Below are 26,590 nucleotides of genomic sequence, written 5' to 3'. Positions count from 1 at the left end.
CTTGGCTAATCTTAATTTACAAAACCTCACCAAGGCCTACGGAAAAGTTGAAGTAGTTCACGGCATAAACTTGGAAGTTCACGATGGTGAATTTCTGGTTTTTGTTGGTCCATCTGGTTGTGGTAAATCCACTACACTTCGAATGATCGCCGGGCTTGAAGAAATCACATCAGGCATTATTAATATCGCTGACCGAGAAGTTAACAACTTGGAACCCAAAGAGCGCAATATTGCAATGGTGTTTCAAAACTACGCCATCTATCCGCACATGTCGGTGAAGAAGAATATTGCCTTTGGCTTACGGTCCTCCAAAGCCTCCAAGGCTGAAAAAGAAGCACGTATACTCGAGGTCGCAGGCATCTTGGATATGACAGATCTACTTGAGCGACGCCCCAACGAATTGTCCGGTGGCCAACGCCAGCGTGTCGCTATTGGCCGCGCCATGGTTCGTGACCCAGCGGTATTTTTATTTGATGAGCCTTTGTCAAATTTAGATGCCCAGCTTCGCACCCAAATGCGCTTGGAAATAAAGAAGCTGCATCAACGTGTGAACAGTACGATCATTTTTGTAACCCATGATCAGGTTGAAGCCATGACACTGGCCGACCGAATTGTGATCATGAAAGATGGTCATATTCAACAAGTCGGCACTCCTGAAGAGGTTTACCACAAGCCCGCAAATACGTTTGTTGCTCAATTCATTGGAGCTCCTTCAATGAATATGCTCAAAGGTTCTTACTCAAATAATACCGTGAAGTTAGAGTCTGGTCTTTCTACGCAGCTGAATGGCAGTAGATCTGCTAATGAAGAAATTTTGCTTGGCGTGAGACCTGACGACTTAACTCTTGGCAGTAAAACTCCAATCATCAAAGGTCATGTGACTGTTCGAGAACCTCTTGGGCCGGAAACACTTATTTATGTTGAGACGAAAACTGGTGAAGTTATAGCAAAAGCGGATGGTAAAATGCCACCGGCCATTGGCGAAGAAGTATCTCTTGGTGTTGAACCTGAGAATATGCATCTATTCGATGCAAAGACCGGAGCGGCAATCGTTTGACCCAGCCATCTCAACCATTTTCAGTATTATGCGCAGGCCGTCTTTATTGTGATCTGGTCTTCACAGATGTTCCTAGATTGCCAACAATGGGTACGGAAACCTTTGCCGGCGGGCTTGGGCTGCATACAGGCGGAGGTGCGTTTATTACTGCCGTTACTTTAGCCAAACTTGGGCAGAGGTTATCGTTGCTGTCTACTTTTCCCGCCGCGCCATTTAACAAACTAACAGAAATTGAAATTCTACAAAATGATATCAATATCGACCTGTGCGCCGAGGCGCCTTTGGGTAGTGATCCACAAGTAACAGTAGCTATCGCATCTAAAAATGATCGCGCATTTCTTAGCCGGAAGAGTGGGGCTGCTCTACCTAAAATACATGCAGATAAAATGAATGGTTTTCATCATTTACATATTGGGGAACTCCGCACCCTCAAGGAGCATCCTGAACTCATTGACCTCGCGCGAGATGCAAAGCTTACGATTTCACTCGATTGCGGATGGGATGATGAGCTCATGAATGACGCAAATGGCTTAGCGAAGCTGATTGCCAGCGTTGACATATTCTTGCCGAATGAAATGGAAGCTAACCAGTTAAAGCGACTTGGGATCGCTGAAAACACCGCTCCCCTTACCGTTATAAAATGTGGCTCTGAAGGTGCACGCGCGCATACAAAGAACGATTTTTTTTCGGCGGAAACCTGGTCTGTGGATGTAATTGATGCGACAGGTGCAGGCGATGCATTCAATGGCGGCTTCATATATGAATGGCTCAGAAATTCACCTATTGATCAGTGTCTGCGAACAGGAAATGCCTGTGGAACAGCTGCCGTACAAGGTCGCGGCGGTACCGGAGGGCTGAATTCATTGCTAGAGTTAGTGGCAGTTAACTCGCCGAACCTGCAAGCTAGCAATTAGAATAAAAACGTTGAAGTTTTGAGATCATCAAAGCGTTTCTGGGACAAAATCACTGCCACTATCAACCGAATCCGGGCGACCTTCGATTGATAAAGAGCTTATGCGCGGCGGCGTTTGACTAATAACTTTTCCACCTTTGATGACGAACAGTCGGGTCGGTTTTAAACGCAATGCTTCAATTACATCACTAGCTTGCAAAATTACCAGATCTGCATTGCACCCAACATTCAGACCGTATTTCTCCAGTCCCATAGTGCGGGCAGAGTTAAGTGTTATGGCGTCAAAAATCTTTTTCTTATCCTCGATGCTTCCCATTTGGGTAGCATGGATACCCATATGAGCGACCTCGAGCATATCCGCTGATCCCATAGAATACCAAGGGTCCATTGTGCAATCCTGACCGAACGAAACATTTAAACCAGCATCCATTAGTTCGCGCACGCGTGTTAATCCGCGGCGTTTGGGATATGTATCATGACGCCCCTGCAACATCATATTTATAAGCGGATTTGGGATCACATTAATCTTGGCCTCGGCCATGAGTGGAATGAGTTTTGAGACGTAATAATTATCCATTGAATGCATAGATGTAAGGTGCGAACCAGCTACCTGCCCTTCTAAACCAAAACGTATTGTTTGCGCTGCAAGAGTTTCTATATGGCGTGACATTGGGTCATCTGTTTCATCGCAATGGATATCCACACATAGTCCTCGGTCGGCAGCAATTCGACACAGCGCTTCCAAAGATGCGCGACCATCCTCCATGGTGCGTTCAAAATGCGGAATACCACCGACAATTTCAATACCCATATCAAGCGCTCGGTTGAGTGCAGCTACACCGTCAGGTGCACGAAGATATCCATCCTGAGGGAACGCCACCAATTGCAGATCAATATAAGGAGCAACTTTTTCCCGAACTTCCAACATCGCCTCTGCCGTTACCAGCCGTGGATCAGATGTATCGACGTGACTTCGAATAAACAGCAGACCCTGGCTGACGGCTAAATCGCAATAACGCAAAGCACGATCGACCAGCTCTTCCTTTGTAACAATCGGTCTTAACTCACCCCAAAGGGTAATTCCCTCCAATAAAGTACCCGACACGTTCATCCGCGGTTTTCCGAGGGATAAAGTAGCATCCATGTGAAAATGTGGATCACAAAATGCTGGGCTTAAAAGACGACCACTAGCGTCAATCTCATTGCCGCTCTCACCCTCTAATCGTTTTTCAATCGCAGTGATCTTGCCCGATGAAATCCCAACATCAAAACCACTTTGACCAGAGGTAAGGTTTGCATTGCTGATAATAAGGTCAAACATAGTCTATCTCCAATAAGTGGACGTAGCGTTCAGTTTCTAGCGTTCGCCGCGGCGGAATGGCTGCATAAGCGCTTGCGGTACGCGCGCGCGACGAGCCATCACCGCAAGGGCAGCGATGGAAAGAATATAAGGTATCATCAAGAATATCTGGTAGGGCACAACGCCACTGAGTACGGTTTGCAAGCGGAACTGAAATCCATCAAAGAATGCAAATAGCAGAGCGCCCAATAACGCTCGTGAAGGTCGCCATGAGGCAAAAACAACGAGCGCAATACAAATCCAGCCACGACCCTGTACCATGGTCGGGAAGAAACTGTTAAATGCAGAAAGCGTTAAAAATGCACCGCCTACTCCCATCAATGCGCTACCAACAATAACGGCACCATAACGAACGACAATCGGATTTATTCCTTGCGCCTCTGCGGCATGAGGGTTCTCACCAGTCATCCTTATTGCAAGACCAAGGGGCGTTCTAAATATGACATAGGCCAAAACGAATGCCAGCACAATAGCAAGATAAGTTGGTGGGGTTTGCGAGAAAAAGGCGGGGCCAAAAAAAGGTATTGACGACAGACCAGGAATATCAATTGGCTGAAAAGCCTCAATTGTTGGCGGCGTACCCGCAACGGGCACCAGAAGTCGGAAAACATAATAGGAGAAGCTCGACGCAAATAGAGTGACACCTAAACCGCTAACATGTTGAGATAGACCTAGGGTAACAGTGAACAAAGCATGCAGCAGCCCGAATATGCCGCCAGCAATTGCGGCAACTAAGATACCCGTCCATAAATCCGCACCATTGAAAACTGCAAGCCACCCAATCATGGCTCCGAACGTCATAATGCCCTCGATACCCAAATTAAGAACGCCTGCGCGCTCACATAACAAAGCACCCAGAGTACCAAATATCAGCGGAGTCGCGATGCGTAGCACTGCAGCCCATAGGCCAGCTGACGAAAGTATGTCGATTATCTCGTTCATCTGCGGATCCTATATTGAGTGAAAAATATTGCGACCAACATCGACAGTAGTGACAGCGCCACAGTTACATCTGCGATATAGGTCGGGATTTCCATCACACGGCTCATCCCGTCCGCACCTACAAACATGGCAGCAATGAACAATGCGGCGAAAACAACTCCGATCGGATTAAGGTTTGCCAGCATCGCTACAACAATACCTGAATATCCAAACCCGGGGGAAAGTTCTGTCGTTACATAGCCTTGCACACCCATGACCTCAATTGAACCAGCCAAGCCCGCAAAGCCACCAGACATCATGGCGACTAAAACCAATGTTCGCCCTAATGGAACACCGGCAAAAATTGCGGCCTCCGGATTAAGCCCAGCGGCACGAGACTGGATACCAAATACCGTCCGCGACTGAACAAGATATACGACCACAGCAAGTACAATAGCAATGAGCAAGCCAATATGAAGGCGAGAACGTGTTAGGAGCCGCGGCAGCATAGCCTCGTCATCAACAGGTACGGATTGTGGCCAACCAAATGCCAACGGATCTTTCAAGACAGTGTCGATAAGCATTGAAACAAATAGAATTGCAACGAAATTAAGCAAAAGTGTCGTTACCACTTCATCAACTGAAAACCGCAAGCGTAGCCAAAGAGGGATTAAAAGCAGGATCATGCCAGCTATTGCACCACAAATGAGAAGCAATGGAATCTGAACGATGCCGGGCAATCCGCCCAAAAGCTGTGAGCTGATCGCAGACACTGCAATTGCGCCCATATAGAGCTGTCCTTCCGCTCCAATATTCCACAGCTTGGCGCGAAATGCGATGGCGGCGGCAAGACCAGTGAACATCAATGGTATGGCACGGGTCAGAGTTTCTGTTGCTGAAAGTCGCGACCCAAATGCACCTACTGCAATATTCCAGTAAGCTTCGAACACCGGTGCGCCTGCTAATGCAATTAATACACCAGATAGAGCCAGCGCAACAACGATTGCGATAATTGGTGTTGCTACGACAAGCAATATGGGTTGGCGTTCACGCCGCTCAAATCGCATTTTGCACCTCCTCATCGCCCCATTCGCCGGACATCATAAGCCCCATTTTGCGTGCATTTGCATCTTTGGCATCTACATCAGGCGAAAGCCGTCCGCCAACAATTGCTTGTATTCGATCGGCAAGCGCTAGAACTTCATCTAAATCTTCTGAGATCAGCAGAACACCTGCTCCGGCTTTTCGAGCTTCTAAAATGCGCTGATGAACAGCTGCAACTGCACCCTCATCAAGACCGCGAGCAGGTTGGGCGGCCAGCAGCAAACGCGGTTGTTTAATAAGATTACGCCCCAATATCAGCTTCTGCATATTGCCACCGGAGAGGAGCCTTATACGGCTTGATGGTGTACCACCACGAACATCAAATGTGTCTATCACCTCACTTGCAAAAGCCATTCCGGCGTTTCGGTCAACCAATCCGTTTTTAGAAAATTCCGGTAAACGCTCAAGAATTGCATTTTCCCAAATTGCCATCTCACCAATGACGCCCTCATGGTTTCGATCCTCAGGTATACGCCCAATACCCGCGTTAACAATCTCGGGAACAGAGAGATCTCCGACAGATTCACCAAATAGCATCATCGAACCTAATGCCCGTTTTGCTGTGCCGCTGAGCAACTGAGCTAACGCCGCCTGCCCATTTCCGGATACGCCTATTATACCCAAAACTTCACCTTCGCGGACATGGAAATCCACCTCCTTCAAGCGGTCCACTCCTTCCACGCGAACTGTCACTCCTGTGGCTTCCAAAATGACATCGCCGGGAGTTGCAGCCGCGCGGACAGGTCGGTTAACTTCACGCCCAACCATTAATTCCGCTAGCTCTGCTTTATTGGTTTCGTTTACCAGACGCTCAGCAACTGATTTGCCGCCCCGCAAAACAAAAATTCGATCTGCCGTTGCCATTACTTCATCTAACTTGTGAGAAATAAAGATTAAAGACAGCCCCTGTTTTGCCATATCCTTCAAGGTGGAAAACATTTGCTCAGCTTCAATGTTGGTCAGAACCGCTGTCGGCTCATCCAACACCAGTATGCGGGCATCATTGTAAAGCGCTTTTAAAATTTCGACACGCTGCTGTTCTCCAACGGATAAGTCTCCAAGGCGCGCATCGGGATCGACAATCAAGCCAAAACGCTTTGAGATTTCCATCAATTTAGCACGTGCTGTTTTCACATCGGTTGCTATCGACCAAATATCTTGCGTTCCGGTGATTACATTCTCAAGGACCGTTAGATTTGGCGCAAGTGAAAAATGCTGGTGCACCATACCAACACCCGCACGAATAGCTTCCCGTGGTTTGCCTTGTGGCAATTCAGACCCCATTACCATGACGTTGCCAGTATCAGGCACATAATGACCAAACAGAATATTCATGAGCGTTGTTTTGCCAGCGCCATTTTCACCCAGCAACGCGACAATCTCGCCCTTTGCAAGGTTTAGTGAAATATTATCATTAGCTAAATTATCGCCGAAGCGTTTGCTAACACCAGAAATTTCAAGTGCGTTTTCCATCATTGATTTAATCCAGCAATAGGGAAGCGATGTTGCCAACGTAACTCGGTTTCTAACCGCGCGGCAAGACTTAGAAGAAGCTTCTCACAACCCATTGGAGCTAATATCTGTATAGGCAACGGAAGTGAATCTGCATCAGTACCAAATGGCAAGGTGATTGCAGGAAATCCTGAAATATTTGCAAGCATTGCCAAGGGAGAAAAAGCTGTCATCCGATTGAAATGTAAATTTATATCGCTGTGATCGGTTGGAAATGAGCCAACTGGCTTGGGCGCTGTAGATAACATTGGGGTTAGCAGGCAATCAAATTTTTCAAAGTGTTGCCAGAGATCCCGACTAACTAAAACCATTTCATTCAAAGACTGCCAAAGCCTCGTACCATTCATGTTTTGTCCACGCTCAAGCGCAGCTTGAGTGATCAACTCCGATTGCGAGAAATCCCACTTGGTGCTTCTTTCCAATTCAGCAAGATTGATTGTTATAATATCTGCAAATACGCCTGTACTCACATCAATCAAGCGAGCAATCTTTGACCAATCCAATGGGACGATTTTGTGTCCATCAGCTTCAAGAGATTTAGCAGCAGCTTCGACTACTTCAACACGTTCAATTGATGTAGGATAGTCTTCGCCAGTTTCAGAAATCATACCGATACGCAATTTACCAGCGGGTACGGGAATTTGTTCAACGGGTGGGAATGGACCTCTTACATCTCCAGCAACAATGTCAAATATGGAAGCTACATCTCGCACAGATCGACAAACGGCCAGTTCACTTGCAATACCGCCTAAATGGTTGCCAAAGCTTGGCCCCGCGGGAACAATGCCTCGGCTTGGCTTAAGCCCAACAAGTCCACAGCACGCAGCAGGAACACGAATTGAACCACCTGCGTCTGTGGCATGGGCAATTGAGACAATACCTGAAGCGACAGCGGCGGCGGCACCGCCAGATGATCCGCCAGAGGACAGATCCGTGTTGAGTGGATTACGACATATAGGTCCGATAGCTGGCTCACTCGCGAGTGAAAGACCAAATTCCGGACTTGTTGTAACGCCAAACAAACAAAATCCACTTGCACGACAGCGTGCGGCAAAGATTGAATCCTCTCCATAAGCGCTATCTTTCGGAACAGCATTTGAGCCAGCCCGAACTGGAAAACCTTCAAAAGGACCACCCAAATCTTTTGCTAAGGTTGGGACACCACCAAAATCTAAATTGATACTTTTTGATTTGTATTTATAAGCGTTGTCAAATTCTGCTGCCGCTTGCTTTCCCTTCTCGGGATCACAATAAACAACAGAACCAAGAAATGAATTCTCTTCTAACTTATCGAGCGAGGCTTTCATTGCCTCGCTCGCTGTTAGGTCACCAACGCGAATTGCATTGGCAAGCGCAATTGCATCTGAATACATCGTGCTTTAAGTTGGTTCAGCCATATTTTGAGGAACCTCAAATGTTCCCGCTTTAATCTGTGCTCGAACGGCTTCCATCTCTGCTTCCACTTCAGCAGGGGCAGACCCTTTTACATAGACGATATCGCTGCCACCTTCTTTCATCAAACCGTAAGATGTATATTCGCGGCCAACAGGTTTTCCAGCAACAGCATCAGCAATTGCTGCATTCAATATCGGACGGAAATTCCACAATGCATTTGCAAAAACTGTATCAGGATAGCGCGATGTATAATCGATCAGAGAACCAATGGACTTAATTCCACGCTCTTTGGCTGCATCAGCTGTACCAATTCGCTCACCAAACAGGATATCAGCACCAGCATCAATTTGAGCCAAACCAGCTTCACGTGCTTTCGGAGGATCAAAGAAAGTACCGATAAAGCTCGTAAGATGTTTAGCATCCGGATTAACTGCCTTAACACCAGCTGCAAATGCATTGATAAGCATATTAACTTCAGGAATTGGAATAGCGCCAACTGAGCCAACAATATTGGATTTTGTCATTTTACCGGCGAGCATACCTGCAAGATAGGCACCATCAAAATTCCAGGTTCCAAATGTTCCGAAATTATCGCCTGAGAACGTACCGCTTGACCCCATAACAAACGATGTTTCAGGATAATCAGCTGCAACTGAACGAGCTTGTTTTTCAACAGGGAAAGTTTCACCGATTATTAGTTTAGCACCTTGTTCAGCATACTCGCTCATCGCGCGTGGATAATCTGTACCTGACACGCCTTCTGAGAACACATACTCGATCACACCTTCTGCTGCAGCGTCTTGCAAGGCTTTATGAAGAACTGAATTCCATGCATTTTCGACAGGTGAACCGTGAATACCTGCAACCTTGATTGGGCTTGCGGCACGTACTGAAGGCACCAAAGCACTCGCACCCAGTGCCAAACCTGAAGCAAGCATAAATCGCCGTGAGACAAGAGCATCATTATTATTTTTCGTCATAAAGCCGTTCCTTTTTTGATGATTTCACACAAACAATATGAGCTGACCAAATATGTGTCAAGCAATTCAAATGCCTAAACTTTCATCGAGAATTATGCTGTTTCTTGGCAACAAAAGAACTTCTTCTGTCACGTAAAAGACATGAAACTGTCAGCAAAATGAAAAACTTAAGCGGTAGGTCACTGAAATTGTAAATAGCGGGTAATTAGCTTCTTCAAAATTTGCTGAAAGCTAGCCCTACTCGTATCCATCAATTTGAAAGAGATCAAAATGTCCCTTCGTAAAATCGTATTAGCCGCTCTGCTCGCGTCGGCATCCAGCACAGCAGCACTTGCTGAAACTAACATTAACTGGTGGCACGCTATGGGCGGCCAGCTTGGTGAAACTGTTAATCAGATCGCTGAAGACTTCAATGCCAGTCAGGATGAGTATAAAATCACACCCGTTTTTAAAGGCTCTTATGAGGAAGCTTTGACAGCTGGAATCGCGGCCTTCCGTGCAGGTGAGCAACCAAATATCCTGCAAGTATTCGATGCTGGCGCTGCCACTGTAATTGGCGCAAAAGGCGCAACAGTTCCAGTTCAGGACCTGCTTTCTGAAAATGGCGTTGACTTCGACATTAATGATTATATCGCCGGTGTCCGTTACTTCTACGCAGATACAAATGGCAAGATGATCGGCATGCCGTTTAACTCTTCAACACCAATTATGTATTTCAACGAAGAAGCCATGGCTAAAGCTGGTGTAACAGCTCCAAAAACATGGGAAGAATATGCTTCAGTAACAGCACCAGCATTGAAAGAAGCGGGCTATATCCCTCTTACTCAATCGCATCTTCCATGGATTTTTACTGAGAACTTCTTTTCTCGTCACGACATCCAGTTTGCATCCAACAACAATGGTTATGATGGCGCTGATACAACAATCAACATTAACCATCCAGCAATCAAAGCTCACTTTACTGCTTTAAAGGAGTGGAAAGATGCAGGTTTGTTTGAATGGCTCGGCACTGGCTGGGGCGACAATGCGAAACCTTTCGAAGAAGGTAAATCTGCAATGTGGCTTGGTTCTTCAGGCTCATTCGGTGGTTTGCAGCAAAAAGTTGATTTCAAGTTTTCGGCAACAATGCTTCCTTATTGGGAAGGTGTGACGAAAGAGCCGAAACAAACATTTATCGGCGGCGCTGCATTGTTTGCAATGTCAGGAAAATCAGAAGCTGAAAACAAAGCGACTGCTGAGTTTTTCCGTTTCCTTACATCTGCAAGAACGCAATATTTTTGGCATAAGGCAACAGGTTATGTGCCAATTACCGAAGCTGCTTACGAGCTAGCTCAGAAAGATGGTTACTATAAAGAAGCGCCTGCCGCTGAAGTTGGCATCCAGCAATTGTCTTTGCCAGCTGGTGATTGGACTAAAGGCTACCGTATGGGCTTCTATGTTCAAATTCGTGACGTTATGAACCGTGAATACGGCCGTATCCTAACAGGTGAAACAACTGTTGAAGATGGTTTTGCTGCAATTGAAAAAGAAGCTAATGAGCTTCTGGCTCGCTTTGCGAAAACACAGAACAACTCATAAATTTCTACCATCAACAAGTTGGGTGGGTGGTCTTTGATCATCCACCCAAATATTTAGAAAGTCATTTATCGTGAAGCGCGCCGCCTTTTCCAACCCCTGGATGCCACTTTTCCTGCTGATCCCTCAGCTAAGCATCATTGTAATATTTTTTTATTGGCCAGCTCTGCAAGCGGTCTCATCGTCTTTCTATCTACAAGACCCATTTGGGTTTAGCTCTTCTTTTGTGGGTGTAGACAATTATACAAACCTGTTTAACAATTCCGAATATATACGTGTTGCAGGGTTCACGCTTCTCTTTACAGGCTCTGTCACATTCTTCTCCCTAGCCTTGGGTTTATTATTTGCTGTAAAAGCCGATAAAGTTCTGAAAGGCGCATCATCCTACAAGACATTATTGATGTGGGTATATGCAGTTGCACCGCCTGTAGCCGGATTACTAGGTGTCAGTTTATTTTATCAAAACCATGGCCTCTTGACCCAGTTATTTGCGCTTTTTGGCTATGAATTTATTGTCGGTGTAAATTACAATGATACCGCCATTGCCATGATTATCGTATCTATCTGGAAACAGGTGCCTGTTAATTTTATCTTCTTCCTGTCTGGCCTGCAATCGGTTCCACGTTCTATCCGTGAAGCGGCAATTATTGATAATAATTCCGGTATAAATCGTTTTTGGACAATTACATTTCCTCTACTCGCGCCCACCTCATTCTTCCTCCTGATCACGAATATTACCTATGCATTGTTTGATACGTTTGGTGTGATTGATGTGATGTTGCGCAACGAACCCGGGAACAATCCATTTACACTGGTTTACAAAGTATTTGTCGATGGCTTTCGAGGAAATGATCTGGGCGGTTCGTCAGCGCAATCGGTCATATTGATGCTCCTTGTCTTAGCCCTGACCATTTTTCAATTCCGGCTGATTGAGCGCCGGATACATTATACGTGAGAATGTCATGACCATTTTAAATCCTGCGCAAACCGCAAGTGCTGCGATCCAAACCAAATCGCGAAAACCCATCAAATGGGAAATCATTGGTGATCACGCGATTTTAGTACTGGGATCCTTATTTATGTTAACGCCAGTGGTTCTAACATTTTTGACATCCAGCCACGATGATTTAGCATTTTCACGAACCGGCCTTCAATGGACGTGGGGCGACAAATTTATTGAGAACTATGACCGGGCCATGTTTGAAGCTGGTGGTTTTAGTGGCACCATTGATGGCCTAACGATGCTCTCCAACTCGCTCATATTGGGACTAGGATTTGCCATTGGCAAAATTATCGTATCTATGATGGCAGCTTATGCGATTGTTTATTTCCGGTTTCGATTTGCAACTTTTGCTTTTTGGATCATCTTCACCACTTTACTTCTACCCTTGGAAGTTCGCATTCTGCCTTCGTACGAAGTTGTCCATAGTTTTGGGCTGGCAAACACCTACACAGGTCTAATCGTGCCTCTCATTGCATCTGCAACAGGTACGTTTTTCTTCCGGCAGTTTTTCCGCTCAGTGCCAGAAGAGTTAGTAGAGGCCGCACGTATTGATGGTGCGGGTTCTTTCAAATTCTTCATCGATATCTTGATACCCTTATCGCGCACAATGATTGCCGCCATGTTTATCATCATGTTTGTCTTCGGCTGGAACCAGTATTTATGGCCCACTCTGATTACGACAGAAGAAAGCATGTTCACTTTGGTGCGCGGCATTAAGAACATCATTCAGTCGTTTACCGACAGCAATGCAATCCCTCAATATGGCGTAGGACTAGCATTAACGATCATCACAATGCTTCCCCCGGTTCTCATCGTCATCTTCTTCCAATCCTGGTTCGTCAAGGGCCTGACAGAGTCTGATAAATAGGAAATCCCAATGGCGACTGTATCACTCAAAACCATTCAAAAAGTATATTCCAACGGCTTTAAAGCTGTACATGGAGCAAATCTGGATATTCAGGATGGCGAATTCATTGTACTTGTCGGACCGTCTGGCTGCGGTAAATCCACTTTACTGCGCATGGTGGCAGGCCTTGAAGAAATAACAAATGGTGATTTGTTTATCGGCAACAAAAAGGTCAATGATGTCGACCCTGCCGAGCGGGACATTGCGATGGTGTTTCAAAACTACGCGCTCTATCCTCACATGACTGTTTACAACAATATGGCCTATGGCCTGCGTAATCGTAAATTCGATAAGGCTCAAATTGATGCGGCGGTGAAAAAAGCTGCCAAGATGTTAAATCTAGAAGAATTTTTGGATCGCAAGCCAAGTCAATTGTCTGGCGGTCAACGCCAACGCGTTGCCATGGGTCGGGCAACTGTGCGTAATCCGGCATTGTTTTTATTTGATGAACCCCTTTCTAACTTGGACGCCAAGTTACGCAGCCAAATGCGCATCGAAATTCGTAAGCTTCAACGCCAATTAGGAACAACATCGATTTATGTGACACATGATCAGGTGGAAGCCATGACGATGGCCGACAGAATTGTAGTACTAAATGGCGGACATATCGAACAGGTTGGAACACCTGATGAAATCTATAATAAACCAGCCAGCACATTCGTCGCCAGCTTCATGGGAGCTCCTCCGATGAATATGATACCAGGGGCACTTGATAAAACTGGAAAACTTTCACTGGGGGAGTTGGGAGATATTAAACTTTCATCCGAACCAACAGAAGATGGTGATGTTCTTGTCGGCATTCGGCCGGAAAAAGTTCATATCTCCAATGTTCCAAACGGGGTGACACAGCCGTTTTCTCATGATTTTACAGAAGAACTCGGCGCGACAAGATTGGTTCATGGCAAGCTGGGACATACACCTTTCATAGTTAACCTCCCACAAGAAAACAGATTGCCTGATGGTGATCTGCACATAGCGTTGAATCCGGAAAATTTGCACATATTCGACAAAGATAAAGGCACACGTATCGAGTTAAAGAACACATGAAGCTGTTCGAAACCAAGACATGCGGTAAACTTCCACAAGTTCCACCTCAGCTAAAACAAGAGATTGAGACGGCAGAGAGAACATCATCTCACCACCGCGCTTTGATGGACGAGCTTTCAGCAATGCATCTCATTGAGATTGGGGGAGTAGTATCACAAGACGCGCCCCTACCTCACGATCTGACGGTTGCTGCGTGGAATGTAGAACGCTGCCTCGATGTAAAGGGCAGTGCAAAATTATTACAAAGTCGTGCGCCTGACATTATACTTCTGTCTGAAATGGACAGTGGTATGGCTCGGACCGGTCAGAAAAACACAACGCGCGAAATCGCCGAACTCTTGGGCATGAACTATGCTTATGTGTTGGAATTTTATGAGCTTGATCTTGGTAGCGCCATTGAAATTGAACTGACGACAGATAATTTCAATGAATTTGGATGGCACGGGAATGCTCTATTGTGTCGAAACAAACCCAAGGATGTTGCGCTCATTCGATTAGATGACCATGGCCATTGGTTCTGTAAGTCCGATGCCAATGCTAACGAGCCACGCGTTGGCGGCCGCGTTGCTGTTGCTGCTATTTTGGAAACAGCGGGTGGTCCTATTTGCACCGTTTCAACACATTTAGAAAGTGCGGGAAGTATCGCTGCTCGTCAGTCACAAATGGATCGGATTATGGCAGCCGTGGATATTTTTGCGCCTGATATGCCCGTGATCATTGGTGGCGATCTAAACACCGGGAACAATCTTCCCGACCCCGACTGGAAACAGGAAACATTGTTTGAAGCTGCTGAGCGACAAGGATATTCATGGTCCAGCAATGATGATGGCACAACGACAAGACCAAGTCGACTGACCAGATTTCCTGACAAGAAGATGAAACTGGACTGGCTGGCACACAGAGACTTGAAAGCTGAGAGAACGCAAATCATTGAAGCACTTGATGAGCACGGTATCCCATTATCTGATCATGAGCTCCTCGTTGGAAAGTTCGAAATACAAATCTAAATATGGCTAATCCATCGCGGGCAAATATCTAGACCCTATTGGAGAATTGGTTATCCCGCGAGAAACTTCTGATATGCCCCATGAACGCTCGTGCCACTCTTGATACTGGCTGCAAGTCATTGAGAGCAAAGTAACTGTGATACCTGATGGGAGAGATAAATGTCCGAACTTCCAAATTTTTATTTTCGTCGGCAATTGTCGGAAATGGATTGACGATTGCAATACCAAGATTACGTCGAGCAAGCTCGATCGCAGACACCGATGTTCCGACCTCCGCGACAATCTCAATGCTTACCCCTGCTTCATGAACGAGTTTTTCCAACTGATTGCGACGTTGATGGCGAGATGTAAGCGCAATCAACCGTTGTCGATCTAAATCCATTGGCGTTATGGCATCCAACTTCGCCAATTCATGGTTTAATGGCATGACACAGACTGCACCTGATTTACGAAAAGGTGTAAGACTTAACCCAGCTCGACTTTGCTCCACGCCAGTAAAGCCGATATCAAATCTATTTTCCAAAACACCGCTAATGACATCATCTGTGGTTCCAACCTCCAGGCTGATAAAAAAGTTAGGATTATTGGTAAGAAACTTGGCAATATGGGGAATAAGCAACCGATGAGCGTAACTGGGCGGTGCTATAATCCGTAATGTTTCTTTTGCGGGTAACTTTGGCTGGTCTATTTCATTGAGAGCCAGAAACAGATTGTCCAGTTTCGCATTTAATTCTATCGCTTCAATCGTTGGTACAAGCCGTCCGCCTTCGCGATTAAACAAAGCATGACCAATGCGCGCCTCAAGGCTGCTTAATGAGCGGCTAATAGCCGATTGAGACAATCCTAAACGTCGCGCCGCCGATATCGTTGTTCCACCTTCCAAGATTGATCGTAATGTCTGATATTCTCGAAGGCTATGCCAGTTTTCCCTCATGGGTGACTCCGTTTTAATATTATGCATTGGTCTATGATATAAACTCATAACTTATTTGATGGGAATTATGAAATTTAGTGATAACCTCATTTCACGTTCTTTATATCTGGGGAGTTGAATAGCTAAATGCATTCCAGTAATGCCGATTTGATATCCGAGACAGGTTTTCCTCTGGTCTTTGATGGACATAATGATGTCCTGTCAAAACTCATGAAAATTGGCGGACTGGACGTAGCTGATAGTTTTTTAACAGGTTGGGATGGAGCAATTGATGTCAAACGCGCTAAAACTGGCGGGTTTGGCGGCGGTTTCTTTGCGATTTATATCCCCTCACCCACCGATGAAAAGCTTCGTCTCAAAGCAATGAGCCAACCATCATTTGATTTGCCATTGCCGGAACCTATTCCATTTTCCAAAGCGACACCTTTCGCACAAGAGCAGGTTGCCATTCTCCATCACTTGGAAAAAATTGGTGCGCTTAAAGTTTGTACGACAACTTCAGAATTACGCGAATGTATGGCAAATGGCATAATAGCTGCAATCATGCATATAGAAGGCGCGGAAACGATAGATGAAGATCTTCATGCGCTTGATCTATTCTATCGGGCAGGATTACGCTCACTGGGTCCGGTTTGGAGCAGATCAACCATTTTCGGTCACGGCGTTCCCTTTCGTTTCCCGAGCGATGGCGATATTGGGGAGGGCTTGACAGAGCACGGTGTCCGACTCGTGAAACGTTGCAACGAGCTAGGTATTCTGATTGACCTCTCACACCTTAACGAAGCTGGTTTTTGGGATGTTGCAAAACATAGTGATGCGCCATTGGTTGCAACACATTCAAACCCGCATAAATTGTGTGAAAGCTCCCGAAACCTGACAGATAAACAGTTGGGAGCTATCGCTGAAAGTGACGGAATGGTTGGTGTAAACTTCTCCGTTTCTTTTTTGCGGTCTGACGGTCAAAAAATCTCAAATATTGACTTGGAACTTGTTGTTCGTCACTTTGATTACCTAATAGAAAAGTTAGGAGAAGACCGAGTTGGGTTTGGATCTGATTATGATGGTGCGATTGTACCAGATAAAATTTCCAGCATTTCTGATTTACCCAACTTGCTGGAAGCAATGCGCTCTTATGGCTTTGATGAGAACCTACTTATCAAGTTGTGCTACAACAATTGGCTAAGAGTACTCGGAAAAACATGGAACGAATAAATAACAATAATCAAAAACTAAATGAGTAAGGGAGTAAAACTCATGAATAGATTTACGAAATTAATGGCAGGCACAACGATTGGCCTGACAATTGCCTTTGGCGGGCTTCCCGCTGCAATGGCAGAAACACCGGCAGACATGCTGGTTATTGCAAACCGCATTGATGACATAACAACACTTGATCCGGCTGAATCTTTCGAGTTTGCTGGCAGTGATGTGATCCGCAATGTTTATGCAAAACTCGTCAATTTGGATCCATTGGATTTGAAGGCTGGCTATAAGCCAGATCTGGCTGAAAGCTGGGAAGTCTCAGAAGATGGAAAAACCATTACATTCACAATGCGTGAGGGTGTGAAGTTCCAATCTGGAAATCCGGTTACCGCGGCAGATGCAGAATTTTCTTTGCGTAGAGCTGTGATCTTGAAGAAGACACCATCATTTATTTTGACTCAGTTTGGTTTCACACCTGAAAATATTGAACAAACGATCAAAGCGGATGGGAACAAATTAAGCATTACGACTGATAGAAAGTATGCAACTTCATTCGTTCTCAACTGCCTAACCGCAACAATTGGCGGCATTGTTGACATGAAAACTGTCATGGCCAATGAGGCCGACGGTGACATGGGTAACCTTTGGCTAAAAACCAACTCTGCTGGCGCGGGGGCGTATAGTGTTGTGAATTGGAAACCAAATGAGTCTGTTACACTAAAGGCGAATGAGGATTTCTACCTCGGTGCTCCTGCAATGAAACGCGTTATCGTACGTCACGTACAAGAAAGCGCGACACAACGCCTACTTCTTGAAAAAGGCGATATTGATATTGCACGTAACCTCAACCCAGAAGATATCGCAGGCGCTTCGAAAGCAGAAGGCATTGTAATCGATAACGATTTGCGCGGGCGCCTTATGTACACTGCGGTTAACCAAAAACATCCTGAACTTTCAAAACCGAAAGTTCGTTTAGCAATGCGTTATCTGGTTGACTATGAAGGTATGAAAAACAGCTTCCTTAAAGGGCAGTATGCTATTCATCAGGCTTTCTTGCCACAAACATATCTTGGTGCACTGGAAGAAAAACCATTTAGTCTCGATATTGAAAAAGCAAAGGCTTTACTGAAAGAAGCTGGTGCTGGTGAATTTGAGATCGAAGTTGGTGTGCGCGAAGCACAAGAACGCATTGAAATTTCACAATCTCTGCAAAACACATTTGCTCAAGTTGGTATTAAGCTCAACATCACTGTTGGTACAGCAAAGCAGATCTTGACGCGTTATCGCGCTCGTGAGCTTGATATGTATATGGGCGCATGGGGACCTGATTATCCTGATCCACAAACAAATGCTGGTACATTTGCATATAATCCAGATAACTCTGACGAAGTTAAAGCCACAGGCTTGCTGGCTTATCGTAATGCTTGGGATCCAGGTGATATGAACCAAGCAGTTGAAGCTGCTGTTATCGAGCCAGACCGTGAGAAACGTGCGCAGATGTACATGGACATGCAACGTAAGCACCAAATGGAATCTCCATTTACGGTTATGTTCCAGAAAATTGAACAGACAGCTCGTGATGAGGACGTCAAAAACTTCGATATCGGTGGCGCTATTACAGCTGCGGCATACTGGAAAGTAACGAAGTAGGATTTGGCTTTTATGTCAGTAATCGAAAAATCAGAGAAAGGGCGGCTAACGCTGCCCTTTACTTCTGCCGGAATCAAAGTGCTTAAAACTCTTGGTTCAATCGCGGTCACGATGTTGGGCCTGTTATTCATAACATTTGTGATTGGGCGTGTTATGCCCATCGATCCTGTTATCTCTGTACTGGGTGAACGCGCATCAAAAGAAGCATATGATGCTATGTACATTGAAATGGGTCTTGATCGGCCTGTTATCGCCCAATTTGCAAGCTATGTTTGGGATGTTCTAAACGGAGACTTCGGGTTTTCACGTTTAAATGGCCGTCCCGTGGTCGAGGACATTATTCGCGTCTTTCCAGCAACTCTGGAACTAGCCACGATCGGTACCATCATTGGTGTTGTGCTTGGTGTTCCACTCGGCGTTGTCGCTGCAGTCAAACGCGGTAGTTGGATTGATCAGATCGCACGTGTTGTCGCACTTGTTGGCTATTCGATGCCAATTTTCTGGCTTGGCCTTATGGGCCTTTTAGTTTTCTATGGCATTTTAGGTTGGGTTGGTGGACCTGGGCGCCTTGGCATTTTCTATGTAGATATAGTTCCCACTGTCACCGGCCTTATTCTTGTTGATAGTATTTTAGATAATCAATGGGATGTATTTTGGGATGCTGTAAGTCACATTATTTTGCCCGCCTCGCTGCTTGGATATTATAGCTTAGCCTATATCAGCCGTATGACACGTTCTTTCATGCTCGAGCAAATGAGCGCTGAATATATCACAACGGCACGCGTAAAAGGAATGTCTGAATGGGCTGTGATATGGCGTCACGCATTTGCCAATATCAAGGTTCCGCTTATCACCGTTATCGCACTTAGCTACGCCAATCTTCTGGAAGGTTCAGTTCTGACGGAAATCATTTTTTCTTGGCCGGGTATTGGCTCATATATCACAACCGCACTTTTATCAGCCGATATGAATGCGGTTTTAGCCGGCACGATTGTCGTTGGACTTATTTTTGTGTGCCTCAACATTCTTTCTGACCTTCTTTATAAAGTATTTGATCCGAGGGCAAAATGAGTACACCAAACATCATTCCCGACGAAAAAGAAACTTTGCGTCAGTGGCTACTAACGCAAACACCAACCTCGCGACGTCATGCTCGTCTTGCATCTTTTTATCAAGGCTGGTTAACGCTTAAAGCTAACAAGCTTGCCATGATCGGTTTGGGCATTTTAATCGGCCTAGTCCTGATTGCTTTCTTCGCATCATGGCTTGCCCCTAAAGACCCATTCGCTCAAGATCTGGCTAACCGATTATCTCCAATGGGCACTGAAGGTCATATTTTAGGAACAGATTCTCTCGGGCGAGATATCTTAAGTCGCCTAATTTACGGGTCTCAAATTACTCTATATATCGTAGCGCTTGTTGCATTGATTGCTCCAATCGTAGGTTTATTTGTTGGAACAGTTGCCGGATATCTTGGTGGCTGGACTGATGCCGTATTGATGCGGATCACTGATGTCTTTTTAGCGTTTCCTCGCCTTGTGCTAGCGTTGGCATTTGTTGCCGCTTTAGGTGCAGGTATTGAAAATGCGGTCATCGCTATTTCCCTTACCGCGTGGCCACCTTATGCCCGCATTGCGCGTGCCGAAACACTTACTATACGTGGTGCGGACTATATCAACGCAGTAAAACTGCAAGGTGCCGGGCCGTTACGAATTGTAACGAAACACATCTGGCCGCTTTGCATTTCTTCTCTAATCGTCCGAGTAACACTGGATATGGCAGGAATTATTCTCGCCGCAGCTGGTCTGGGCTTTCTCGGATTAGGCGCTCAACCTCCATCACCAGAATGGGGTGCAATGGTTTCGGAAGGACGACGGTTTATTCTTGATTTCTGGTGGGTTGCAACATTGCCTGGATTGGCAATTTTCACTGTTAGTCTGGGGTTCAATCTCTTGGGAGATGGGCTTCGCGATGTTCTCGATCCGAAGGATGCCGGAGATGAATAAACCTGACGAAAACTTACTTGATGTTTCCAACCTTTGGGTCAAATTCCCAACACGATCAGGTACTTTTGATGCCGTTCGTGGTGTCTCATTCTCCCTCGGTCGTGAGCGACTGGGCATTGTAGGAGAGTCTGGCTCTGGTAAATCGATGACAGGTCGAGCGATTCTAAGATTAATCAGAAAGCCGGGTATCGTGGCAGCAGATCATATAAACCTTCATGGTCAGGATCTGATGAAGCTATCAGAACGGGACATGCGTGCAGTTCGCGGTCAAAAGATATCCATGGTCATGCAGGACCCCAAGTTTTCTCTCAATCCGGTTATGACGGTTGGTGATCAAATAATGGAAGCCTACAGCCTTCATGCGAAAACGACTAAAGCGGACGCAAAGCGTAAGTCTATTGAAATGCTGGAAGCCGTTTCTATTCGTGGTCCTGAAAGGGTGTTCAATGCTTACCCGCATGAAATGTCTGGCGGCATGGGGCAGCGTATCATGATTGCCATGATGCTTATCCCTGATCCTGAAATTTTAATTGCGGATGAACCAACTTCTGCACTGGATGTTTCTGTTCAAACAGAAGTTTTGTCGATCATGGATAAGCTGGTGACTGCCAGAGGAATGGGGCTTATTTTCATCAGTCATGATTTAAATCTGGTTTCATCCTTTTGTGACCGCGTTTTGATTATGTATGCTGGACGAGTTGTTGAAACATGTCTTGCAAGCGAGCTACACAACGCCAAGCATCCCTATACCAGAGGATTATTAAACTCGCTTCCACGGTTGGACCAACCAAGCAAACGCCTTGAAGTGTTGAAACGAGATCCAGCATGGCGCGACGCTGAGAGTGTAGAGAGCGTATAATGAGTAATCTAACGATTGAAAAACTAAATGTTTGGTTTGGCGCAGGCGCTAACCGGGTAGATGCCGTTATTGATGCGTCCCTATATGTTGAATCTGGCCAATCTTTTGGCCTGGTCGGCGAAAGCGGGTCTGGAAAATCTACTATTTTGAGAGCGATTACCGGCTTAGTACCTGATTGGTCTGGCACGATAGAAATTGCTGGGAAGGCTCTGGATAAACAACGTTCGACTGACTTTTATCGCACAGTACAAATGGTGTTTCAGGACCCTTACGCATCCCTTCATCCACGGCACACAATCGACCAAGTTTTAAGCGAAACGCTTTATCTTCATGGCATGAAAGATATAGACAATAAAATTATCAAACTTCTGGATGATGTTGGTCTGGGCGGAGCATTCCGTTTCAGATACCCTCACCAACTCTCGGGCGGCCAACGGCAACGAGTTGCGATAGCACGTGCGCTTTGCGCCGAACCAAAAATCCTATTGCTGGATGAACCAACCTCAGCTCTGGATGTTTCAGTTCAGGCTGAAATTTTGAATTTGTTTGATGACCTAAGGCGCGAATATAAATTAACCTATGTCATGGTTTCTCATGATTTGGCCGTGGTTAGTCATATGTGCTCGCAGATTGCTGTTATGCAAAACGGAAAAATAGTCGAAATTATGTCCGTCGAAGACATGCGAAATATGCAACCAAAGGCCGACTATACAAAGCATCTTCTTAAAAGCTCTATGGGATATGTTAGATCATCCACAGCGTAAAGCCGCATGACGTTCTCAAACCGAAATACATCCATATTATTACGTTGTTCAACCATGCAATGACATAAATATCGAGTCTCGTGGAGTGTCCGATTACGCTCCGGCAGTTCTCAATCGTGATACCGAACGTTTGAATACATGATCTCGGGCGTTAAACAAAATGACCTTAGTTAGATGAAAACATAAGAAGCAAACCGCTTCCCTATTCATCTGAACCAAGGACACTTTAGCTTATGTTAAAAAATAACCGTATCAAATTCCGCGTCATGCTATTCTCGCTTCTGCTGACATCATGTCCATCCCATGCATCAGGTTTGCTGCCGAGTACAGATTGGCCAATAACCTCGGCAGTTAAAACAAGTACGGGGCATATTATACCTGCTGGAGCATACGGGATTATCATCATAAAGTCTCCACGAGAAATTACGCTACTCCAACTTAGAGGTATTGCAGGAACGGGAGTGGCATATTTAAGAAGCGCTCAAACAAACAAATGCCAAACACTTCGTGTAAGGTTCATTGCCGGCGATTTTGAAGGCCGAAATATTTCTGCTCATAAAGCCCCGCCAATTCAAATGATATTGCGTAATAAACGTATCATCGAAAACATACAAAGAGGCGAAGATATCGTAAGCGATATGTTTAGAACAAGTAGCCTCAATAATGACCCATCTGCTGATATCATTGTTGAAGACGGTTTTGAACATAACTACGGCTTTATAGTAAATGTTGGAAGCTCTTTGTTTGCTGATATTTTTGGACCCGAAATAACATCTATTAAATGCTCTGAAATCAGTCCAATACGTACTAATATTAATTACTATTACTCAGACTTTCCCTATAAAGTGAGGGTGTCAAACCTGTGAGCCGGCGAAACTCTGTATTGAAGCTGGATTTGCTAACAAATCCAGCTTCAAACATCACTTCAGTTATTGGCAAATCTGTTTCACTCAAAATCTTTTTTGCAAGCGATATGCGATAATTATTTATATAACGGGAAAAATTTTCACCCGTTGATCTGTTAATAGCTTCGGAGACATTACGAACCGGGACAGATAACCTTTTAGCAACACGCGCCAGCGTTAAATTGCTATCAGTGTATAGCCTCTTTTCAACCATCATTTTTTCCAATCTAGCTATCATCTCAACGTCCTGATCGGTTGGTTTTTTGCAAGCAGTTGTATCTGAAATTGAAGTTCGTAAAATCAAAGGCAAGCCGAGTAAGGCAACAATGAAAATAAATGCGGTAAACAGGCCTGATACGCCAGTTACATATTTTACAACGGATACATTGTCAGCAAAAATCGCCGCTGCAATTATCAAACCATCAAGAGTGACCATCATGGCAAACAAAAACACTGTCGCAGATATAGCTGCCCGCACGATGTTCAATCCATTGGGTGGAACTTGCTTAAAAGCATCACTTTCATACCTTAATAATCCAGCAGTTTTAATGAGATAGATACCAGTGATCCCGAGTATAAAAAAATCAGCCGACACCAAGATTTTTGCTATTATCACAGCTTGTGAGACCAGTACAGGCAACCAGTTCCAATAAAATAGCTGCTTAAAGGGTGACGGCGTCTCTTGTGTGAGTGCCTTAAAACCAAGATAAGCCGACGGCGCAATCATTACGGCGATGAGAGGCTGTAGATCTGCCGCCAATTGAGATTGGAATGATAAACGCATTCCTAAAAGCAGTCCAATCACAGCCAACAATAGAAAAAATGCAGTTAGATAAAACCGTGCTTGGAAAATGACCCGGTCATTTTGCGAAAGGGCAAATGCAGCGATGATTGTTAAGATGCTCACAATCCAAACAAGCGGAAATGTTATCACGAACTACAACTCTTCTCTAGTGCCTGAGATGAGAAGTACATATCATCAAAAATTAAATTCGAATATATCTGATACTCTAATTGTGGTTTGGAATCGCAATACCGAACGCTAAATCATCATAGACAGAGCAACTATTCTAAATGTACATACTATTCTTCACGGATAGTCATGCTTGCAGATATGGGCATCCCATTGGTAGCGTAGGCTCTATGGTCATTGGTATTTAGTGTGATGGATACGATATGCTCTCCGGGTGGAAGTTTGCCAATTCTTGCATTCAAGGAATACATTCTTTGGAGCTTTAACCCATTTAGATATAGGTGACCGTGCCCCTGTCCGTTCTTGTGTGCAGCTGGATCAGTTTCTGGTTCAAAGAATTCAAAGTTTTGAGTGGTCAAATCAATCATCCATTCATGATTTTCAGCTTTTTGAACTGACATTTCCACTCGCGGAATATTAAGCCCACTTTCGACATTAAAGACAGCATCTGCACTATGCATTGAATGGTCCATTTTCCCATCCACTGCATCCGACGACATATCACCCATTTTTGACATATCTGATATAACAGCTTTGACGGGAACAGATCCAGCTTTCGCAAACTGCAGAACAAGAGGAATGAATTCACCATTTTTCTTGTTTACACCGTTAAGCATAAGCATTACATGCACACCATCGGGCGACAGGCTTGGCTTGGCACCTTGCGGAACTGCCAACCCTTTATCGGATGTATTCCCCATGAAGAACGCCTTTTCAGCATCCTTTGCTGTCACTGAAGTAAGGGTGTCTGGTGCACCATTATTCTCCATCGACATATACACAGCATACATGTTCTCGCTCACTGGAACGGCGCGAACATCCGAGAACAATATTGGTGATTTCGAACCATTTAGGATCCAAAGCATTCCAATTGATACAAAAATCAATATGATAAGAATAAGTTGTTTGATTTTGGATTTCATTGCACATGTCCATTTTATTGGCATACTAACGTTGCTGTCTATTCTTTAGGTATCAAGATATGAATGTTTGTTATGTCGGTAAAACAGCTTTGATGACAATGCTCGTTCTGCTTATTAATTCAGAATTTGTGAACGCTCACGTTTCCGAACAAGGCATTGTTCTTCTATTGCCAACGGACACCTATATCTTAAGCGGCTGCCTTGCCGTGATCGTATCTATGATCATCCTGGCTTTTTTACAACACGATAAAATATTTCTGATTTTCACTCCGTTCAAGATCAGGTTTTCAAATTGTGATTTTATACTAGAAAACCACTTCTTAAAAGACATGGTCAGCATCATGTCACTCATAATTATCATTGCTTTGATTAACATCGGGTCATTTGGCTCACGTGATCCGCTTACTAATTTACTTCCGTTGACCATCTGGACATTCTGGTGGATTGCAATTTTCATCGTACATTGCATCCTAGGAAACATTTGGAGTTGGATTAATCCCTGGACGGGTTTTTATAATCAGGTTTTAGGTAACTCAAAAAAATGGCTGCAACTTCCAACGCAGATTGGGCATAGTCCGGCTATAATTCTATTTATTGCTTTTTACATTTTTATTATTGCCGATATAGCCCCCGCAGACCCGGCCCGATTATCCAACGTTGTGTTTGTATACCTCGTCTTCACCTTTATTGGCATGATAACTTTTGGCGCTAAAGATTGGCTGGAAAGAGTTGAATGTTTTACGATCTTATTCAAATTCTTCTCGCTATTATCTCCCATTAAAATCGAGCCGAATGGCGGCGGTTTGTCTTTTGGGCTACCGGGTTGGAAAGCTGTCCAGAATGGAAAATATTCAATATCGCAAGCTTTGTTTTTTCTCACAGTACTCGCATCTGGAAGCTTTGACGGAGTGAATGAGACATTTTGGTGGCTTGGGCAAATAGGTATCAATCCGCTTGCATTCCCAGGCCGTTCAGCAGTTGTTTTCCAGTCAACAGGCGGAATGTTGATGGCAAATATTCTTCTTTATGCAATTTTTGCAGCGAGTATTTATATTGGTTTGAAAATACTAGACGTGGCGTCGATACCAAACGCCGCTAAGGAAAATAGTGCGATTGATTTTGGAACGGCATTTAGCACCTTAACGATTTCCGTTTTGCCGATTGCAGCCGTTTATCACTTTTCCCATTATCTAACATCTCTTATGGTGGACGTGCAGTATTTCATCGCAGCAATATCTGATCCGCTTTCTAACGGAGCAAATTATCTCCGCTTAGCAAATTATCAAGTTACAGCAGGTTTTTTAAATGATGTTTCGGAGGTTAAAAAAATCTGGCTAACACAAGCAGGTGTGGTGGTTGCCGGGCATATTATCGCAGCACTTATGGCTCATTTCATGATAGCAAAACTATTCTCAAAGCGCAGAGACGCCATTCTTTTTCACACACCTATTGCATTATTTATGTCGGCCTATACTTGGTTTGGCTTGTGGTTACTCGCTTCACCTAGAGGAGCATAGACAAATTCCGACGATTAAAAAAAACTGGACAATTCGTTAGTATACATACAAACTATCAATCATTGGGATTGAATA

Annotated in this window: 24 protein-coding genes; 15 read left to right on the top strand and 9 right to left on the bottom strand. The window is 44.8% G+C overall.

The genetic code is table 11. From position 1 onward, the window contains the following. Position 1: 1 nt before the first annotated feature. Together AB2J24_RS13150 and AB2J24_RS13145 are read left to right on the top strand one after the other, a co-directional pair. Positions 2-1,057 (top strand): ABC transporter ATP-binding protein, encoded by a 1,056-nt coding sequence (locus AB2J24_RS13150; RefSeq protein ID WP_162652053.1) that lies wholly within the window; start codon positions 2-4, stop codon positions 1,055-1,057. Between the two features lie 86 nt (positions 1,058-1,143). After that, positions 1,144-1,971 carry a carbohydrate kinase family protein gene (locus tag AB2J24_RS13145; RefSeq protein ID WP_420883657.1) on the top strand — a complete coding sequence of 276 codons (828 nt, stop codon included), beginning with the start codon at positions 1,144-1,146 and terminating at the stop codon, positions 1,969-1,971. Positions 1,972-1,998: 27 nt separating this feature from the next. Here the strand turns inward: AB2J24_RS13145 and AB2J24_RS13140 are convergent, their stop codons facing one another. From AB2J24_RS13140 to AB2J24_RS13115, 6 genes are read right to left on the bottom strand one after another with little or no spacing between them, the layout of a single operon-like run. Then, positions 1,999-3,291 (bottom strand): amidohydrolase family protein, encoded by a 1,293-nt coding sequence (locus AB2J24_RS13140; RefSeq protein ID WP_367385787.1) that lies wholly within the window; start codon positions 3,289-3,291, stop codon positions 1,999-2,001. 36 nt (positions 3,292-3,327) lie between these two features. Next, on the bottom strand, positions 3,328-4,272 hold the full coding sequence (locus AB2J24_RS13135) for an ABC transporter permease (RefSeq protein WP_162652056.1): 945 nt from the start codon (positions 4,270-4,272) through the stop codon (positions 3,328-3,330). Further along, positions 4,269-5,318 (bottom strand): ABC transporter permease, encoded by a 1,050-nt coding sequence (locus tag AB2J24_RS13130; protein WP_367385786.1) that lies wholly within the window; start codon positions 5,316-5,318, stop codon positions 4,269-4,271. Before AB2J24_RS13130 ends, AB2J24_RS13135 begins: the two co-directional genes overlap by 4 nt. Then, complete coding sequence (locus AB2J24_RS13125) at positions 5,308-6,831, bottom strand: ABC transporter ATP-binding protein (RefSeq protein WP_367385785.1); 1,524 nt, start codon at positions 6,829-6,831, stop codon at positions 5,308-5,310. The genes AB2J24_RS13130 and AB2J24_RS13125 overlap by 11 nt, the downstream gene beginning before the upstream one ends. After that, a complete protein-coding gene (locus tag AB2J24_RS13120; RefSeq protein ID WP_367385784.1) occupies positions 6,828-8,240 on the bottom strand; it encodes an amidase in 1,413 nt (470 codons plus the stop codon). Before AB2J24_RS13120 ends, AB2J24_RS13125 begins: the two co-directional genes overlap by 4 nt. A 6-nt stretch (positions 8,241-8,246) precedes the next feature. Continuing rightward, the gene (locus AB2J24_RS13115; protein ID WP_367385783.1) at positions 8,247-9,242 is read right to left on the bottom strand and encodes a BMP family protein; all 996 of its coding nucleotides are present in this window, start codon (positions 9,240-9,242) and stop codon (positions 8,247-8,249) included. Between the two features lie 270 nt (positions 9,243-9,512). On the opposite strand from AB2J24_RS13115, the gene AB2J24_RS13110 reads away from it, so the two are divergent. The 5 genes from AB2J24_RS13110 (at position 9,513) to AB2J24_RS13090 (ending at position 14,781) form a co-directional block, all read left to right on the top strand. Further along, positions 9,513-10,820 (top strand): extracellular solute-binding protein, encoded by a 1,308-nt coding sequence (locus tag AB2J24_RS13110; protein ID WP_367385782.1) that lies wholly within the window; start codon positions 9,513-9,515, stop codon positions 10,818-10,820. Positions 10,821-10,890: 70 nt separating this feature from the next. Beyond that, a complete protein-coding gene (locus AB2J24_RS13105) occupies positions 10,891-11,772 on the top strand; it encodes an ABC transporter permease subunit (protein WP_367385781.1) in 882 nt (293 codons plus the stop codon). A 124-nt stretch (positions 11,773-11,896) separates the two neighbouring features. Next, positions 11,897-12,688 carry an ABC transporter permease subunit gene (locus AB2J24_RS13100; protein WP_244627903.1) on the top strand — a complete coding sequence of 264 codons (792 nt, stop codon included), beginning with the start codon at positions 11,897-11,899 and terminating at the stop codon, positions 12,686-12,688. 9 nt (positions 12,689-12,697) lie between these two features. Beyond that, the gene (locus tag AB2J24_RS13095; RefSeq protein WP_367385780.1) at positions 12,698-13,774 is read left to right on the top strand and encodes a sn-glycerol-3-phosphate import ATP-binding protein UgpC; all 1,077 of its coding nucleotides are present in this window, start codon (positions 12,698-12,700) and stop codon (positions 13,772-13,774) included. After that, a complete protein-coding gene (locus AB2J24_RS13090) occupies positions 13,771-14,781 on the top strand; it encodes an endonuclease/exonuclease/phosphatase family protein (RefSeq protein WP_367385779.1) in 1,011 nt (336 codons plus the stop codon). The genes AB2J24_RS13095 and AB2J24_RS13090 overlap by 4 nt, the downstream gene beginning before the upstream one ends. Positions 14,782-14,809: 28 nt before the next feature. On the opposite strand, the gene AB2J24_RS13085 is transcribed toward AB2J24_RS13090, so the two are convergent. After that, complete coding sequence (locus tag AB2J24_RS13085; protein WP_367385778.1) at positions 14,810-15,715, bottom strand: LysR substrate-binding domain-containing protein; 906 nt, start codon at positions 15,713-15,715, stop codon at positions 14,810-14,812. Between the two features lie 126 nt (positions 15,716-15,841). Here AB2J24_RS13085 and AB2J24_RS13080 point away from each other — a divergent pair, with 126 nt between their 5' ends. The 7 genes from AB2J24_RS13080 (at position 15,842) to AB2J24_RS13050 (ending at position 23,063) form a co-directional block, all read left to right on the top strand. Further along, positions 15,842-16,927 (top strand): dipeptidase, encoded by a 1,086-nt coding sequence (locus AB2J24_RS13080; protein ID WP_367385777.1) that lies wholly within the window; start codon positions 15,842-15,844, stop codon positions 16,925-16,927. A gap of 42 nt (positions 16,928-16,969) precedes the next feature. Then, positions 16,970-18,568 carry an ABC transporter substrate-binding protein gene (locus tag AB2J24_RS13075; protein WP_367385776.1) on the top strand — a complete coding sequence of 533 codons (1,599 nt, stop codon included), beginning with the start codon at positions 16,970-16,972 and terminating at the stop codon, positions 18,566-18,568. 12 nt (positions 18,569-18,580) lie between these two features. Then, positions 18,581-19,639, top strand: a complete 1,059-nt coding sequence (locus tag AB2J24_RS13070; protein WP_162652069.1) for an ABC transporter permease — start codon at positions 18,581-18,583, stop codon at positions 19,637-19,639. Continuing rightward, a complete protein-coding gene (locus AB2J24_RS13065; RefSeq protein ID WP_162652070.1) occupies positions 19,636-20,574 on the top strand; it encodes an ABC transporter permease in 939 nt (312 codons plus the stop codon). Before AB2J24_RS13070 ends, AB2J24_RS13065 begins: the two co-directional genes overlap by 4 nt. Beyond that, positions 20,567-21,433 carry an ABC transporter ATP-binding protein gene (locus tag AB2J24_RS13060; RefSeq protein ID WP_367385775.1) on the top strand — a complete coding sequence of 289 codons (867 nt, stop codon included), beginning with the start codon at positions 20,567-20,569 and terminating at the stop codon, positions 21,431-21,433. The genes AB2J24_RS13065 and AB2J24_RS13060 overlap by 8 nt, the downstream gene beginning before the upstream one ends. After that, a complete protein-coding gene (locus AB2J24_RS13055) occupies positions 21,433-22,197 on the top strand; it encodes an ABC transporter ATP-binding protein (RefSeq protein WP_367385774.1) in 765 nt (254 codons plus the stop codon). The genes AB2J24_RS13060 and AB2J24_RS13055 overlap by 1 nt, the downstream gene beginning before the upstream one ends. A gap of 233 nt (positions 22,198-22,430) precedes the next feature. Continuing rightward, complete coding sequence (locus tag AB2J24_RS13050; RefSeq protein ID WP_162652073.1) at positions 22,431-23,063, top strand: hypothetical protein; 633 nt, start codon at positions 22,431-22,433, stop codon at positions 23,061-23,063. Here the strand turns inward: AB2J24_RS13050 and AB2J24_RS13045 are convergent. Together AB2J24_RS13045 and AB2J24_RS13040 are read right to left on the bottom strand one after the other, a co-directional pair. Further along, the gene (locus tag AB2J24_RS13045; RefSeq protein WP_367385773.1) at positions 23,011-24,036 is read right to left on the bottom strand and encodes a helix-turn-helix domain-containing protein; all 1,026 of its coding nucleotides are present in this window, start codon (positions 24,034-24,036) and stop codon (positions 23,011-23,013) included. The genes AB2J24_RS13050 and AB2J24_RS13045 overlap by 53 nt on opposite strands. Before the next feature lie 149 nt (positions 24,037-24,185). Beyond that, complete coding sequence (locus AB2J24_RS13040; RefSeq protein ID WP_162652074.1) at positions 24,186-24,998, bottom strand: copper chaperone PCu(A)C; 813 nt, start codon at positions 24,996-24,998, stop codon at positions 24,186-24,188. Between the two features lie 59 nt (positions 24,999-25,057). Between AB2J24_RS13040 and AB2J24_RS13035 the strand changes: the two genes are divergently transcribed. After that, positions 25,058-26,515, top strand: coding sequence for a hypothetical protein (locus AB2J24_RS13035; RefSeq protein WP_162652075.1), 1,458 nt, complete (start codon positions 25,058-25,060; stop codon positions 26,513-26,515). Positions 26,516-26,590: the final 75 nt, after the last annotated feature.

This window comes from Lentilitoribacter sp. EG35 (genome assembly GCF_040784015.1).
Taxonomy (GTDB): Bacteria; Pseudomonadota; Alphaproteobacteria; order Rhizobiales; family Rhizobiaceae; genus Lentilitoribacter.
The sequence above is the reverse complement of the archived record's forward strand: the minus strand, read 5'-3'. Positions and strand labels throughout refer to the sequence as shown.

Excerpts from the sequence above, each read along its gene's own strand:
- AB2J24_RS13145 (WP_420883657.1), top strand. The coding sequence starts at position 1,144 with ATGGGTACGGAAACCTTTGCCGGCGGGCTTGGGCTGCATACAGGCGGA.
- AB2J24_RS13140 (WP_367385787.1), bottom strand. The coding sequence starts at position 3,291 with ATGTTTGACCTTATTATCAGCAATGCAAACCTTACCTCTGGTCAAAGT.
- AB2J24_RS13135 (WP_162652056.1), bottom strand. The coding sequence starts at position 4,272 with ATGAACGAGATAATCGACATACTTTCGTCAGCTGGCCTATGGGCTGCA.
- AB2J24_RS13130 (WP_367385786.1), bottom strand. The coding sequence starts at position 5,318 with ATGCGATTTGAGCGGCGTGAACGCCAACCCATATTGCTTGTCGTAGCA.
- AB2J24_RS13125 (WP_367385785.1), bottom strand. The coding sequence starts at position 6,831 with ATGATGGAAAACGCACTTGAAATTTCTGGTGTTAGCAAACGCTTCGGC.
- AB2J24_RS13120 (WP_367385784.1), bottom strand. The coding sequence starts at position 8,240 with ATGTATTCAGATGCAATTGCGCTTGCCAATGCAATTCGCGTTGGTGAC.
- AB2J24_RS13115 (WP_367385783.1), bottom strand. The coding sequence starts at position 9,242 with ATGACGAAAAATAATAATGATGCTCTTGTCTCACGGCGATTTATGCTT.
- AB2J24_RS13110 (WP_367385782.1), top strand. The coding sequence starts at position 9,513 with ATGTCCCTTCGTAAAATCGTATTAGCCGCTCTGCTCGCGTCGGCATCC.
- AB2J24_RS13100 (WP_244627903.1), top strand. The coding sequence starts at position 11,897 with ATGTTAACGCCAGTGGTTCTAACATTTTTGACATCCAGCCACGATGAT.
- AB2J24_RS13095 (WP_367385780.1), top strand. The coding sequence starts at position 12,698 with ATGGCGACTGTATCACTCAAAACCATTCAAAAAGTATATTCCAACGGC.
- AB2J24_RS13090 (WP_367385779.1), top strand. The coding sequence starts at position 13,771 with ATGAAGCTGTTCGAAACCAAGACATGCGGTAAACTTCCACAAGTTCCA.
- AB2J24_RS13085 (WP_367385778.1), bottom strand. The coding sequence starts at position 15,715 with ATGAGGGAAAACTGGCATAGCCTTCGAGAATATCAGACATTACGATCA.
- AB2J24_RS13080 (WP_367385777.1), top strand. The coding sequence starts at position 15,842 with ATGCATTCCAGTAATGCCGATTTGATATCCGAGACAGGTTTTCCTCTG.
- AB2J24_RS13075 (WP_367385776.1), top strand. The coding sequence starts at position 16,970 with ATGAATAGATTTACGAAATTAATGGCAGGCACAACGATTGGCCTGACA.
- AB2J24_RS13070 (WP_162652069.1), top strand. The coding sequence starts at position 18,581 with ATGTCAGTAATCGAAAAATCAGAGAAAGGGCGGCTAACGCTGCCCTTT.
- AB2J24_RS13065 (WP_162652070.1), top strand. The coding sequence starts at position 19,636 with ATGAGTACACCAAACATCATTCCCGACGAAAAAGAAACTTTGCGTCAG.
- AB2J24_RS13060 (WP_367385775.1), top strand. The coding sequence starts at position 20,567 with ATGAATAAACCTGACGAAAACTTACTTGATGTTTCCAACCTTTGGGTC.
- AB2J24_RS13055 (WP_367385774.1), top strand. The coding sequence starts at position 21,433 with ATGAGTAATCTAACGATTGAAAAACTAAATGTTTGGTTTGGCGCAGGC.
- AB2J24_RS13050 (WP_162652073.1), top strand. The coding sequence starts at position 22,431 with ATGTTAAAAAATAACCGTATCAAATTCCGCGTCATGCTATTCTCGCTT.
- AB2J24_RS13040 (WP_162652074.1), bottom strand. The coding sequence starts at position 24,998 with ATGAAATCCAAAATCAAACAACTTATTCTTATCATATTGATTTTTGTA.
- AB2J24_RS13035 (WP_162652075.1), top strand. The coding sequence starts at position 25,058 with ATGAATGTTTGTTATGTCGGTAAAACAGCTTTGATGACAATGCTCGTT.